Origin of the sequence: Serpentinimonas maccroryi, assembly GCF_000828915.1 — a bacterium.
GTDB classification, from domain to species: Bacteria; Pseudomonadota; Gammaproteobacteria; order Burkholderiales; family Burkholderiaceae_C; genus Serpentinimonas; species Serpentinimonas maccroryi.
In genome coordinates this window covers 1603393-1617506 of record NZ_AP014569.1, presented here as the reverse complement: position 1 = coordinate 1617506, position 14114 = coordinate 1603393, and the positions used below count along the sequence as shown (strand labels likewise).

The following is a 14114-nucleotide window of genomic DNA, read 5'->3' as shown; positions in this document are numbered from 1 at the left end:
CATGAAAGTTTTCTACGACAAAGACTGTGACCTCAGCCTGATCAAGGGCAAGACCGTGGCCATCATCGGCTACGGCAGCCAAGGCCACGCGCACGCGCAAAACCTCAACGACAGCGGCGTTAAAGTGGTGGTGGGCCTGCGCAAGGGCGGTGCCTCGTGGGACAAGGTCGGCAAGGCCGGCTTGCAAGTGCAAGAAGTGAACGCGGCCGTGGCCGCCGCCGACGTGGTGATGGTGCTGCTGCCCGACGAGCAGATCGGCGCCGTCTATAAAAACCAGATCGAGCCCCACATCAAAAAAGGCGCTTCGCTGGCTTTTGCCCACGGCTTCAACGTCCACTATAACCAAGTGAACCCGCGCGCCGACCTCGACGTCTGGATGGTCGCCCCCAAAGCCCCCGGCCACACCGTGCGCAACACCTACACCCAAGGCGGCGGCGTGCCGCACCTGGTGGCGGTGCACCAAGACCCATCCGGCAAAGCGCGCGATCTGGCGCTCTCCTACGCCATGGCCAACGGCGGCGGCAAGGCCGGCATCATCGAAACCAGCTTCAAAGAAGAGACCGAGACCGACCTCTTTGGCGAGCAAGCCGTGCTCTGCGGCGGCGCGGTCGAGCTGGTGAAAATGGGCTTCGAAACCCTGACCGAAGCCGGCTACGCCCCCGAGATGGCCTACTTCGAGTGCCTGCACGAGCTCAAGCTGATTGTCGATCTGATGTACGAAGGCGGCATCGCCAACATGAACTACTCGATCAGCAACAACGCCGAGTTCGGTGAATATGTCACCGGCCCCGAAGTCATCAACGAGCAGTCGCGCGCGGCCATGCGCAATGCCTTGAAGCGCATCCAAAACGGCGACTACGCCAAGATGTTCATCCAAGAAGGCAGCCTGAACTACCCGAGCATGACGGCGCGGCGGCGCAACACGGCGGCACACCCGATCGAGGTCGTGGGCGGGCAACTGCGCGCCATGATGCCCTGGATCGCCAAAAACAAGCTGGTGGACCAGAGCCGCAACTAAAGTCTAGTGGCTTCGGGCTTGGGGCCAGCCGACCATGCTGCGCTTGTTGCACCGGCTGCCCCTACCCACCCTGTGCGCCGTCTGCCGCACGTGGGGCCGCGAAGCCGTCTGCCCCGACTGCTGCGGCCAGTACGCGCGCTTGCTGCCGCGCTGCCCGCAATGCGCCTTGGCGCTGGCACCGGGGCTGGCGCTGTGCAGCCGCTGCACCGAAGCCGGCCCGGGCCCGCTGGCGCAGTGCGTGGCGCGCGTGAGCTACGAATGGCCGTGGGTCGATGTGGTGGCGCAGTTCAAGTTTCGCGCCCAGCCCGCTTGGGCCCATGCGCTGGCGCAGCTGATGCTGCAAAACCCGCTGGCACACGATCTGCTCACGCAAGCCGACGGCCTGCTGCCCATCCCGCTCAGCCCGGCCCGGCAAGCCGAACGCGGCTACAACCAAGCGTGGGAGTTGGTGCGCGAGCTGCAGCGCGCAAGCGGCCTGCCCGCGCTGCCCACGGCCTTGCTGCACCGCGAGACCCGGCAGGTGCAGCACGAACTGGGCCGCGCCGCGCGCTTGGCCCATGCGCAGCAGGCCTTTGCCGTCAACCCGCGCCAGCGCAGCGCGCTCAAGGGCGGGCACTGGGTGCTGGTCGATGACGTGCTCACCACCGGGGCCACGCTGCAAGCCGCCGCCCGGCACCTGCTCGACGCCGGCGCCGCCCGGGTCAGCGCCTTGGTGTTTGCCCGCACCCCGGCGCCGCTGCAAGGGGGCGACGAAATCCAGGCCGCAGCCGAGCTCAACCGCCTCGATTAAGTGCGCAAGCATAGGCGGGGGCTGACCGTCATGGCACTCGGTTAAGCCAAAAACGCATGGAATCAGGGACGCATGGAATCAGGGTGCGTTGCGTACAAGGCCGAGCCGTGCCATGTGCCTGAAAATCATGCTCCGGTCATGGTGAACCGCCGTGGGGGTAAGGGCTGGGGCGCTGGGGGCAGTCGGCCTCATGCCGTCCGCTGCGCGGCCAAAAATCGGCCAACCGCCCCCAGCGCTCCAGCCCCGCGCGTTGGAATAAGCCGGTGCGCCCACGCCTTGCTCACATAAAATGAGCTTGCCGGCAAGCGCTACCCCTTCGGCTTGTACTATTGTTGGCATATTTTTCAGGGAGCCGCATGTCCGAACTCAACTTCAAGGGCAAGGAGTTTGTCTTCAACCACCATCTGGCGGTGCCGCACCGGCCTTTGGTGCCCGACGCAGCCAAATCCATCGGCACGCCGCGCCTAGACGGCAACCTCGTGATTCACGGCGACAACCTGCACGCTTTGAAGGCGCTGCTGCCCATGTATGCCGGCAAGGTGGATTGCGTGTTCATCGACCCGCCCTACAACACCGGCAACGAAGGCTGGTGCTACAACGACAACGTCAACAGCCCCATGATGCAGGAGTGGCTGCGCTCCAACCCCATCGGCATCGAGGACGGGCTGCGCCACGACAAGTGGTGCGCCATGATGTGGCCGCGTCTGCGGCTGCTGCATGAGTTGCTGGGCGAGGCCGGCAGCATCTGGATCACGCTGGACGACAACGAGGTGCACCGCGCGCGCTCGATGCTGGATAGTATTTTTGGGGAGCAAAACTTTATTGCAAACGTCGCCTGGATTAAGCGCTACACCCGAAGCAATAATGCAAAAATGTTTTACTCGCTTAAAGATAATCTCTTGGTATATCGAAAATCATCTTTGTTGAATGTCATAAAAGAACCTAGAAGTGAAGCCGCAGACGCAGGATACAGTAATCCAGATGGCGATCCCCGTGGGGCGTGGATGACTTCATCTTATGTAAATCCAGCGACGCGTGAACAGCGTCAGAATCTCTGCTACGGGATAAAAAATCCTCATACCGGACTAGATGTTTATCATCCAACACATGCTTGGAAGTATGGTTTTGACGAACATCAGCGACATGTTGCCGAAGGATTGTTGTGGTGGGGAGTTGATGGGAACGCAACTTATCCACGACTAAAACTTTTTTTAGATGAAGCAAACTCGATGGTTCCTGTGGATGTCTGGAATTACACAGAGGTAGGCTCATCGGACGATGGCGGTGATGAGGTTAAGCGAATTTTCGGATCATCAGTATTTGATAATCCTAAACCGTTGCCATTGATAGAGAAGATACTATCTCTTGTCCCCAAAAAAAATGCATTGGTATTAGATTCTTTCGCTGGATCAGGCACAACGGGACATGCTGTTCTATCGGCTAATAAAAAAGACGGAGGTCATCGTAAGTTCATTTTGGTTGAGTGTGAAGCCTATGCCGACTCATTAACTGCCGAGCGCATACGTCGCGTCAGCCAGGGCTACGCCTACCAGGGGAACCACCGAGTCGAGTTGATGCAAAGGTCCCTGACCTTCACCGACTTGAGGAACGCCGACCGACTGCTGCACGACATCGCGGCGATCGAAAACCTAGAAGGCTCGCAATACGATAGGCTGGATAAGAAGGTCAAGGACGGCGTGCTGCTGGTCGAGGGCGTCAAGCAGATCACCGAGCGCATGGAGGGCCTGGGCGGCGAGTTCACCTACTGCACCCTGGGTGCAGCGGTGGACATGGACCGGATGCTGACCGGCGAACACCTGCCATCGTTCGACCAGTTGGGGGCCTTGCTGTACCACATGGCCACCAACGAGGCCATGCAACCCGCTGCCTTAGCGCTGGATCAGGCCGCGGGTATTGGCTACCTTGGCGAGTCCGCCCAGTACCACGTCTGGCTGATTTACAAGCCGGAGCTGCAGTTTTTGCAGTCGCGCGAGGCCGCTCTGACCATGGCCAAGGCGCAGGATTTTGTGGCCGCCAAGCCCGGCAAAAAGCAACTGGTGTTTGCCCCGGCCAAGTTTGTGTCGCAAAGGTTGCTGGTCGCGGCCGGCCTAGCCGTGGAGTTTGCCCCGCTGCCGTGGGCGCTCTACCGCGCCGAGAGGGGCTGACATGGCCTTGCGCGATCTGGACTACCAGGGCCGCGTGCTCGCTGCACTCGATGCGTATTTGACCGCGCTGTCGGCTCAGAAGCAGCGGGCCGACAAGATCGCTGCTGCCAATGTGGGCGAAGACGACCCCGACCTGATACGGCCTGTGCCCGATTTCCCCAAGGAGGCATGGGCAGCCATGGCCGCAGCCAAGTGCTTGCCTCCATCCCGGCAAGGCATCCCGTTTTCTGAGCGATTGGACGGTGTCGGCCGGCCTGTGCCCAATGTGGTGTTCAAAGTACCCACCGGGGGCGGCAAGACCTTTTTGGGCGTGGCCGCGCTGTCCAAGATTTTTGGCACCTACCTGGGGCAGAGCCGAGGCTTTGTGCTGTGGATCGTGCCCAACGAGGCCATCTACACCCAGACCAAGCGCCAACTCGTCAACCGGCAGCACCCGTTGCGGCAAATGCTGGACGTGCTTTCGGGTAATGCCGTGCGCATTCTGGAAAAAGACGACCATTTAGACGCCCGCGATGTGGCGCAGCACCTGTGCGTGATGCTGTTGATGTTGCAGTCGGGTAGCCGCGAAAATAAAAATTCGCTGCGCATGTTCCGCGACCGTGGCGACGTGGTGGGTTTCTTCCCTCCCGAGGGCGACCAAGAGGCACACGCCGAAGCCTTAAGGCGCACGCCCAACCTAGATATCTACGACCTGGCAGGCGCGGCCTACTCGTGGCCCCAAGTCAAGGATTCGTTGGGCAACGCCTTGCGGCTCATCCGCCCGGTGGTCATCATGGACGAGGGCCACAAGGCCGTGTCCCCTCTGGCCTACAAAACCCTGTACGGCTTCAACCCGTGCTTTGTGCTGGAACTGACCGCCACGCCCAAAGACGTGGCCGCGACCAACGGGCGCAACCCCAACCCGGCACGGCACGCCAACGTGCTGGTGGAAGTCAGCGGCATCGATCTGGACCGCGAGGGCATGATCAAGATGCCCATGAACCTCGACCCGCGCGCCGGAACCGACTGGCGCAACACCTTGGCCGCCGGATTGGAGCGCCTGAACCTACTGGATACCACGGCACGGCGGTTTCAAGCCGACAGTGGGCGCTACATCCGCCCCATCCTGCTGGTGCAGGTAGAGCGCACCGGGCAGGACCAACGCGACGGCACCCGCGTGCACGCGCTGGACGTGAAGCAGTGGCTGACCACGGTGGGCGCGATGGACGAGGCGGAAATCGCCATCAAGACGGCCGACACCAACGATCTGGCCGACCCCGAGAACACCGACCTGATGAGCCCGCTCAACCGGGTGCGCGTGATCATCACCAAGCAGGCCTTGCAAGAGGGCTGGGACTGCCCCTTTGCCTACGTGCTGTGCGCACTGGCCGCCAGTGCCAACCTAGCGGCCATGACGCAGCTGGTGGGGCGCATTCTGCGGCAACCCCATGCAGAAAAGACGGGCGTGCCCGCCTTGGATGAGTGCTACGTCATCACCCACCACGCCAACACCGCCGAGGTGCTGGACGCCATCAAAAAGGGCCTGGAAGAGGAGGGCATGGCCGATCTGGTGAAGGAGATCAAGACCCCTGACGGCAGCGGCGGGCGCGAGCCGCGCCCCATACAGCGGCGCCCTGTGTTTGCCCAGCGGGAGATCTTCCTGCCCTTGGTGTTGCGCGTGCTCGACGGCACAGTCCGCCCCCTGGACTATGAAGAGGACATCCTGTACGCGCTGGACTGGTCTGACTTGGATGTCACGCCGTTCGTGCAGCGCATTCCTTTGAACGCCGCAGGCGCGGACCGGCAAATGCGCCGGATTCGCTTGGTCGATCAGGGGAGCGAGCGCATTGTCGATGAGGCCGGTGAGGACAGCCAAGAAGTGCTGCGTCTAGACATCCCCTACGCCGTGCGCATGGTTTGCGACATCGTGCCCAACCCCTGGTGGGGCCGCGCCATGATTGGCCAAGTGCTGGATGGTTTGCGCCTGCGTGGTTTCACTGATGCCAAACTGGGCGAGATTGCCGGTCTGGTGATTGAAGCGCTGCGCCAGTGGCTGGAAACCCAGCGCGACGCCATGGCCGAAGCCCTGTTTCGTGCCGAGGTGCGCGCCGGGCGCATTCAGTTCCGGCTGCGGACGGACGGCAAGAACTGGCGCATGCCGCTCCAAGCCGAGACCTATGAGCCCGTGGGTGCCGATCAGTTGCCTGGGGCCAGCGGGGGTCCGCTGGCCAAGAGTCTGTTCTCTCCCATCTACAAGGGCGATTTTTCGAGTCCGGACGAGCGCGAGGTTGCGGTGTACCTCGATGCGAATCAGGCCCTGCAATGGTGGCACCGCAACGTGGCCCGCAGCCACTATGCAATGCAAGGCTGGCGGCGCGAGAAGGTTTACCCCGATTTCATTTTTTCGGTTCAGCACGAAGCCCACGCCAGCCGCGTGGTGGTCTTGGAAGTGAAGGGCCAGCACCTAGCGGGCAACGACGACACCGAGTACAAAAAGGCCGTGTTGCAACTCATGACCTCGGCCTTTGGCGTGGACCAGGGCGAACGGGTGGGCGAGTTGGAGCTGGAGCTTGCGGGGCAGCCGAGCGTGGTGTGTGATTTGGTGCTGCTGCCCCATTGGAAAATCGAACTACCCGAATACTTAGCTGCAACCGGTGCCACAGGCCTGCTGCAACCCTAGCCAGCAGCAACTTATCCACCCCATGTTCAACCTCGTCCTGGTTCACCCCGAAATCCCGCCCAACACCGGCAACGCCATCCGCCTGAGCGCCAACACCGGCTGCGCCCTGCACCTGATCGAGCCGCTGGGTTTTGCCATGGACGACAAGCACCTGCGCCGCGCCGGGCTGGATTATCACGAGTACGCCGCCGTGCGCCGCTATGCCGACTGGGCCGCGTTTCTGGCGCAGCAGCAACCCGACCCGCAGCGGCTGTTTGCGTTCAGCAGCCTGGCGCAGCGCTCGGCCTTCGAGCCGCGTTACGCGCCCGGCGATTGCTTCGTGTTTGGTTGCGAGACGGCCGGTTTGCCGCCCGAACTGCTGGCGCAAATCGCGCCGGAGCAGCGCCTGCGCCTGCCGATGCGGCCGGGCCAGCGCAGCCTGAATTTGTCCAACGCGGTGGCGGTGGTGGCCTTTGAGGCCTGGCGCCAGCAGGGTTTTGCTGGCGGCGAGCCGGCTGCCGCTGTACCCGGTCCAATCCCCGCGCCCGGCTGAAAGCCAACGGCTGGGGCGCTTATTGCTCCAGCCAGTGACAGATCGGCAGCCACTGTTCGAGGTCGCGCTGCACCCGCCCGGGTGCCACGTCGAACAGCGTCAGCCCTTGGCCGGCGAGGTTGATGTAGTTTTGCGTGTCGCGCAGATAGGTGAGCACCGGCAGCTCGAGCCCTTGCACGAAGGCGCGCAGCTTTTCGGCCGAGAGCGTGCGCGCATCGACCCGCATCCCCACCACCCCGATCGGCAAGCCCACGCTGCGCCGGCGCTCTTGCAGCTCGGCCACGAAGTCTTGCGTCGCCATGATGTCGAACACGCTCGGTTGCAGCGGAATCAGCAGCTTGTCGGCGCGCTTGAGCACCTCTTTCAGGTCGCGCCCGTGCAGGCCGGCGGGGGTGTCGAGCACCACGTGGGTGGTGCCGGGTGGCGGTTTCAGGTTGTCGTTGTGGCTGGCGTCCCATGTCACAATAGGCCGCGCCTGCTTGGGCCGCAAGGCGAGCCAGCGGCTGGCCGACTGCTGCCGGTCCGAGTCGCCCAGCAGCACCGTGTGTCCGCGCCGAGCCAGATAGCCCGCCACTTGGGTGGACAGAGTGGATTTGCCCACTCCGCCCTTGGGGTTGGCGACGACGATCACGGTCATGCGGCTGCTCCAAACGTATGCGGTTGGCCGACTCTACCACCAGCACCACACCCTCCCACCCACACTCCCCATGCAAGAGCTGCTGCACTGGTTTCAACATTTGAGCGTCGTGATCGAGTCTGGGGCCGTGCTGGCCGGGGCCTTGTCGGGCTTGCTGGCGGCGGCGCACAAGCGGCTCGATCTGGTCGGGGTGTTCACGGTGGCCTTTCTGACCGCTTTTGGCGGCGGCACGTTGCGCGATTTGCTGCTCGATCAGCGCCCGTTCTTTTGGGTCGAGCACCAGCATTGGCTCTGGGTGTTGCTGATTCTGTGCCTGCTGGCGGTGCTGTTCATGCGCCAGCGCCATTTTGCGCCCACCGAGCGCGCCATGCAGTGGCCCGACGCGCTGGGGCTGGGCTTGTTTGCCGCCATCGGCGTGAGCAAAGCGCTGGCCGTGGGCATGCCCGAGCTGGTGGCTGTGCTCATGGGGGTGGTCACGGGCGTGTTTGGCGGCGTGCTGCGCGACGTGGTGTGCAACGAAATCCCCAGCGCCTTCAACGACCACAAACCCTATGCGATCTGTGCCTTCGTGGGTGGCTGGGTCTATGTGGGTTGGTGGCACTGGAGCGGTTCGTCCGAGCAGGCGATGCTGCTGTGCGTGGTGGTCACTTTTGGCCTGCGCGCGCTGGCGCTGTGGCGCAATTGGGTGGTGCCGCCTTGGAAAATCTGAAGGCGCCGCTGCATCCGGGGTGAGCAGGGGCGACAATCGGACCATGTTTGAACCCTCACAAGCCGATGTGCGGCGTTTTTTTTGCGGCGTCTATGCCAAACTGGGCCAGCAAGCAGCGCTCGAGCCGATCGAGGTGCTGGCCGGCCAGTGGATCGATCGCCACCCCGAATACCACGCCGAGCTGGCCGACCTCGATGCCGCCTTGCTGGCCATGCAGGGGCCGGGGCAGGGGCAAGTTCAGATGCCGCCGCGCGACAACCCCTTTTTGCACTTGTCCATGCACCTGAGCATCAGCGAGCAGTGCTCGATCGACCAGCCGCCGGGCATCCGCCAGGCGGTGGAGCTGCTGACGGCGCGCCGGGGCAGCGTGCACGCGGCGCAGCACGAGGTGATGGAGTGCCTGGGGCGCATGCTCTGGGAGAGCCAGCGCAGCGGCCGCCCACCCGATGGCGCCGCCTACCTCGACCACGTGCGCCGCCGCGCCACGGCGGACTGAGCGCTGGCCATAAACGCAAACGGCCCCGGCAGGCTGCACCCACCGAGGCCGTTGGGCCGAAGACACTTCGAGCCCGGTGACGCGGCGGAGTGTGTTTGTCGCACCGCGTCGCAAGCAAGGGATTGCTTGCGTTCCAGTTGCCGGGCGCTGAGGGGAACCCCCAGCGCGGGCAGTGGTCGGCTAGGGCTGTAAAAATCAAGGCGCCAAAGCCAACGACTTCACTTTAGCCGATCGGGGGCTGGCTGAGCAGAAAAATTTCACTATCGAAAAATTTTTGTCGATGAATATTTTTGCGCCTTTTGACTCGGCTTCCCTTCCTGCAAGTCTGTGTACGAGCCGTAGGCTGGATCTTTATATGCATTTAAATCATGAAAAATAGATTCTAAAGTCTTGACAGGGCATTTTGAGGCCCCTACCATCCGCGCATCTTCGCCCTGGTGCCGTGCTCTCGAGGCCCGTTTGCCCCAGAGACTGCCGAGCTGGCGCCCTCACGGTGCCGCTTCGGCCCAACCCACGTTTGCCCATTTCAAGCCCCCAATGCGCACCGCTTTGCGCTGGGTTTGGAGCTTGGGCAACGTTAAAGGAGTTGCCTTGACTGCATCCACTTTGGCCCGTTTTTTTGGGCCTTCTGACACGGCGCTGCAAAGCCCACCCGACGCGCCTGCTCAGCGCAGCGTCGCTTCCCGGTTGCAGCGCCTGCTGCGCTTGGGCCGCGGCAGCCTGCTGTTGCTCGGGCTGGCGCTGGTGCTGGCTCTGGGCGCGCTGGCCCTGCAGCCCCAGTTGCGCCAAGGGCTGGAGTACCACACCCTGGGCTGGCTGCTGCAGCGCCAGTTGGCCGCAGTAGAGGTGAGGGTCGAACCCCGTGCGATCGAGCGCGTGACCGTGGCCGACCCGAGTGACCTGACCGGCCAGCAGCAGCGCGTGACCGACTGGTTGAGCCGCAAATACCGGGTGGCCAAAGAGCCGATGAGCGCGCTGGTGGCCGAGGCCTACGTGGTGGGCGAGCAGCTCGATCTGGACCCGAAACTGATCTTGGCCGTGATGGCCATGGAGTCGCGCTTCAACCCTTTTGCCGCCAGCCCCGTGGGCGCGCAGGGCTTGATGCAGGTGATGACGCGGGTGCACAGCGCCAAGCTCGAAGACTTTGGCGGCAAGCTGGCGGTGTTCGACCCGCTCACCAACCTACGCGTGGGTGCCATGATTTTGCGCGACACCATCCGCCGCGCCGGCTCGATCGAGGGCGGGCTGCGCTTGTATGTGGGGGCGGTGAGCACCGACGGGCGCGACTACATCGACCGCGTGCTCTCGGAGCGCGACCGGCTGCACCGCGTGGCTGTGGGGCAGCGCGTGGGTTTCAATGCCGGACAGCGGCGCACCTTGGGCGCGGCCAGCGCCAGCAGCAGCCCGTCCGCTATCACTGAAGCGGCGCAAATGCCCGCGCCTGGTGTGGTGCCCGATGCCGTGGCCCCCGCTACCTTGGACATCGCCCCGCTGACGGCCGCCGAACGGGAAGCCAAGGCCCCGGCCGACACCAGCCCCTACCCGGCGCAATCGCTGCCCTCCTGATAAAATCAGGGGCCCTGCAAGGGCTGCGCGCACCGGCCAAAAAACGGCCAAAAAACGGCCCCCCAATCACCGCCATCCATGTACTCTCGCTCCACCACCATCGCCCACACCGACCCCGAAATCTGGGCCGCCATCCAAGCCGAACACCTGCGCCAAGAGCAGCACATCGAGCTCATCGCCAGCGAGAACTACGCCAGCCCAGCGGTGATGGCGGCGCAAGGCACGCAGCTGACCAACAAATACGCCGAAGGCTACCCGGGCAAGCGCTATTACGGCGGCTGCGAGCACGTCGATGTGGCCGAGCAACTGGCCATCGATCGCCTCAAGCAGCTCTTTGGGGCCGACGCCGCCAACGTGCAGCCGCACTGCGGTGCGTCGGCCAACGAGGCGGTGTTTTTGGCCTTCCTCAAGCCCGGTGACACCATCTTGGGCATGAGTCTGGCCGAAGGCGGGCACCTGACGCACGGCATGGCGCTCAACATGAGCGGCAAGTGGTTCAACGCAATCTCGTACGGCCTCAACGCGCTCGAGGAAATCGACTACGACGCGATGGCGGCCAAGGCGCGCGCGCACCGGCCCAAGCTGATCATCGCTGGGGCCTCGGCCTACAGCCTGCGCATCGACTTCGAGCGCTTTGCCCGCGTCGCCAAAGAGGTGGGGGCGATTTTTATGGTTGACATGGCGCACTACGCCGGGCTGATCGCCGCCGGCGTCTATCCCAACCCGGTGCCGCACGCCGACGTCGTGACCTCGACCACGCACAAGAGCCTGCGCGGGCCGCGCGGCGGCATCATCCTGATGAAGGCCGAGCACGAAAAAGCCATCAACAGCGCCATCTTCCCGGGCCTGCAAGGCGGCCCGCTGATGCACGTGATCGCCGCCAAGGCGGTGGCCTTCAAAGAGGCGCTGCAACCCGAGTTCAAAGCCTACCAGCAGCAGGTGCTGCGCAACGCCCAGATCATGGCCCAGACCCTGACCGAGCGCGGCCTGCGCATCGTCAGCGGGCGCACCGAAAGCCACGTCATGCTGGTCGATCTGCGCGCCAAGGGCATCACCGGCAAAGAAGCCGAGGCGGTGCTGGGCCGGGCGCACATGACGATCAACAAAAACGCCATCCCCAACGACCCCGAAAAACCGATGGTCACCAGCGGCGTGCGCATCGGCACCCCGGCCCTGACCACGCGCGGCTTCAAAGACGACGAAGCGCGCCTGACCGCCAACTTGGTGGCCGACGTGCTCGACCACCCACGCGACGAAGCCGCGCTGGAAGCGGTGCGCGCCCAGGTGCACGCCCTGACCGCGCGCTTCCCGGTCTATGGCTGATGGGGGCCGGGCATGAAATGCCCTTTTTGCAGCCACCCCGATACCCAAGTGGCCGAAACCCGGGTGGCTGAAGACGGGCAACACGTGCGCCGCCGGCGCCGCTGCCCGGCCTGCGACAAGCGCTTTACCACCTACGAGCGGCCCGAGCTGGCGCTGCCGCTGGTGGTCAAAAAAGACGGCCGGCGCATCGACTACGACGCCGCCAAGCTGCGCGCCAGCTTCGCCCTGGCGCTGCGCAAGCGCCCGGTGAGCACGCAGCAGATCGACGCCGCCATCGAGCGCATCGAAGAAGCTCTGCTGCAACTCGGGCAGCGCGAGGTGGCCTCACAGCGGCTGGGCGAGATGGTGATGCGCGAGCTCAAAAAAATCGATCAGGTGGCCTACATCCGCTTTGCCAGCGTCTATCGCAGCTTCCAAGACATCGACGAGTTCAAGACCCTAGTCGATGAAGTGCGACAATAGCGCCCTATGTTCACCGGCATCATCACCGGGGTGGGGCGCATCACCGCCGTCCATCCGCTAGGCGCTACGGCGCAGCACGGCAAGCGCCTGTGCATCCAAACCCCGCCGGGCTATTTGGCCGGGGTGGGCTTGGGCGACAGCATCGCCCTCAACGGCGCTTGTATGACCGTGACCACGCTCGATTTGGCAGCGCACGAGTTCACGGTCGAGGTCTCGGCCGAATCGCTGGCGCACACGGCCGGCCTCGATCGCCCGGGCGCGGTCAATCTGGAGCAAGCGCTGCGCGCCCAAGACCGGCTCGGTGGCCACATCGTCACCGGGCACGTGGATGCGGTGGGCCGCGTGTTGCACTTTGCCCCGGTGGGCGAGAGCTGGGCGCTGCACCTGCTGGCCCCGCCGGCGCTGGCGCCGTACTTGGCCACCAAGGGCTCGATCACCGTCAACGGCGTGAGCCTGACCGTGAACGCGGTGTTCGACCGCCCCGAGGGCTGCGAATGCCACCTCAACCTGATCGGGCACACGCTCAGCCACACCACGCTGGGCCAGTTGCAGGCCGGCCAACCGGTCAACCTCGAAATCGACCTGATTGCGCGCTATGTGGCGCGCATGCTCAAAACCCCAGCATGAACACACCCAGCCCCGAACCGGTCGCCATTGCGCCCGTGGCCGAGATCGTTGCCGAGCTGCGCGCTGGCCGCATGGTGATCTTGGTCGATGAAGAAGACCGCGAAAACGAGGGCGACCTGGTGCTCGCCGCGGACCACGTCACGCCCGAGGCGATCAACTTCATGGCGCGCTTTGGCCGCGGCCTGATCTGCCTGACGCTCACGCGCGAGCGCTGCGAGCGGCTGCAACTGCCGCCCATGGTGGCGCGCAACGGCACCAAAATGGGCACGGCCTTTACGGTCTCGATCGAGGCCGCCGAGGGCGTGAGCACCGGCATTTCGGCCGCCGACCGCGCGCGCACCGTGCAAGCCGCCGTGGCCCCCGAGGCGCGCCCGGCCGACCTGGTGCAGCCGGGCCACATCTTCCCGCTGCAAGCCGTGGATGGCGGCGTGCTGCTGCGCGCTGGCCACACCGAAGCCGGCTGCGACCTCGCCGCGCTGGCCGGTTGCAGCCCTGCCGCCGTGATCTGCGAGATCATGAACGACGACGGCAGCATGGCGCGCCTGCCCGACCTGCAGCGCTTTGCGGCCGTGCATGGGCTCAAAATCGGCACCATCGCCGACCTGATCGAGCACCGCAGCCGCACCGAAAGCCTGGTGCAGCACATCGGCAGCCGCAGCCTGCTCACCGCCAGCGGCGAGTTCAGCGCGCACGCCTTTCGCGACCAGACCAGCCCGGCGCTGCATCTGGCGCTGGTCAAGGGCACTTGGGCGCCACAAGACGAGGTCTGCGTGCGCGTGCACGAGCCACTGAGCGTGCTCGATGCGCTCGAAGTCGGGCGCGCCATGCACTCGTGGTCGCTCGAGGCCAGCCTGCGCCACATGGACGCGCAGGGGCGCGGCGTGGTGGTGCTGCTCAACTGCGGCGAGAGCGCCGAGCAGCTGCTGGCGCAGTTTGAGGGCACGGCCCGCGCCACCCAAGCGCCCGAGCGCGGTCGCAGTGGGCTGGACTTGCGCACCTACGGCATCGGGGCGCAAATTTTGCGCCACTGCGGGGTGCACAAAATGCGCCTGCTGGGTGCGCCCCGGCGCATGCCGAGCATGACCGGCTACGGGCTGGAAGTGAGCGGTTTTTTGAACAAAGGACATTGA

The 14114-nt window shown here is 64.4% G+C and carries 13 protein-coding genes; 12 read left to right on the top strand and 1 reads right to left on the bottom strand.

All coding sequences use genetic code 11. The features are described from left to right. Nucleotide 1: 1 nt before the first annotated feature. From ilvC to SMCB_RS07390, 5 genes are all read left to right on the top strand, one after another. A complete protein-coding gene (gene ilvC / locus SMCB_RS07410; RefSeq protein WP_045535974.1) occupies nt 2-1018 on the top strand; it encodes a ketol-acid reductoisomerase in 1017 nt (338 codons plus the stop codon). A gap of 34 nt (nt 1019-1052) precedes the next feature. Next, nucleotides 1053-1808, top strand: a complete 756-nt coding sequence (locus tag SMCB_RS07405; RefSeq protein ID WP_045535973.1) for a ComF family protein — start codon at nt 1053-1055, stop codon at nt 1806-1808. 356 nt (nt 1809-2164) lie between these two features. Further along, a complete protein-coding gene (locus SMCB_RS07400; RefSeq protein ID WP_045535972.1) occupies nt 2165-3973 on the top strand; it encodes a site-specific DNA-methyltransferase in 1809 nt (602 codons plus the stop codon). 1 nt (nt 3974) lies between these two features. Continuing rightward, on the top strand, nt 3975-6632 hold the full coding sequence (locus tag SMCB_RS07395) for a DEAD/DEAH box helicase (RefSeq protein WP_052468450.1): 2658 nt from the start codon (nt 3975-3977) through the stop codon (nt 6630-6632). Nucleotides 6633-6654: 22 nt separating this feature from the next. Then, nucleotides 6655-7164, top strand: coding sequence for a tRNA (cytidine(34)-2'-O)-methyltransferase (locus tag SMCB_RS07390; RefSeq protein WP_045535971.1), 510 nt, complete (start codon nt 6655-6657; stop codon nt 7162-7164). A gap of 19 nt (nt 7165-7183) precedes the next feature. Here the strand turns inward: SMCB_RS07390 and SMCB_RS07385 are convergent, their stop codons facing one another. Then, nucleotides 7184-7801 carry a ParA family protein gene (locus SMCB_RS07385; protein WP_045535970.1) on the bottom strand — a complete coding sequence of 206 codons (618 nt, stop codon included), beginning with the start codon at nt 7799-7801 and terminating at the stop codon, nt 7184-7186. A 70-nt stretch (nt 7802-7871) separates the two neighbouring features. Between SMCB_RS07385 and SMCB_RS07380 the strand changes: the two genes are divergently transcribed. From SMCB_RS07380 to ribBA, 7 genes are all read left to right on the top strand, one after another. Further along, the gene (locus SMCB_RS07380) at nt 7872-8510 is read left to right on the top strand and encodes a trimeric intracellular cation channel family protein (RefSeq protein WP_045535969.1); all 639 of its coding nucleotides are present in this window, start codon (nt 7872-7874) and stop codon (nt 8508-8510) included. Nucleotides 8511-8553: 43 nt separating this feature from the next. After that, entirely contained in the window at nt 8554-9006 is a 453-nt protein-coding gene (locus SMCB_RS07375; protein WP_045535968.1) for a DUF1841 family protein, read from the top strand. 591 nt (nt 9007-9597) lie between these two features. Continuing rightward, a complete protein-coding gene (locus tag SMCB_RS07370) occupies nt 9598-10572 on the top strand; it encodes a lytic transglycosylase domain-containing protein (protein ID WP_231851180.1) in 975 nt (324 codons plus the stop codon). 78 nt (nt 10573-10650) lie between these two features. After that, nucleotides 10651-11895 (top strand): serine hydroxymethyltransferase, encoded by a 1245-nt coding sequence (gene glyA / locus SMCB_RS07365; RefSeq protein ID WP_045535967.1) that lies wholly within the window; start codon nt 10651-10653, stop codon nt 11893-11895. Between the two features lie 12 nt (nt 11896-11907). After that, nucleotides 11908-12357, top strand: coding sequence for a transcriptional regulator NrdR (gene nrdR, locus SMCB_RS07360; protein WP_045535966.1), 450 nt, complete (start codon nt 11908-11910; stop codon nt 12355-12357). A gap of 6 nt (nt 12358-12363) precedes the next feature. Further along, nucleotides 12364-12984 carry a riboflavin synthase gene (locus SMCB_RS07355; RefSeq protein WP_045535965.1) on the top strand — a complete coding sequence of 207 codons (621 nt, stop codon included), beginning with the start codon at nt 12364-12366 and terminating at the stop codon, nt 12982-12984. Next, nucleotides 12981-14114: a bifunctional 3,4-dihydroxy-2-butanone-4-phosphate synthase/GTP cyclohydrolase II gene (ribBA, locus tag SMCB_RS07350; protein WP_045535964.1), complete on the top strand. Its 1134-nt coding sequence runs from the start codon at nt 12981-12983 to the stop codon at nt 14112-14114. The genes SMCB_RS07355 and ribBA overlap by 4 nt, the downstream gene beginning before the upstream one ends.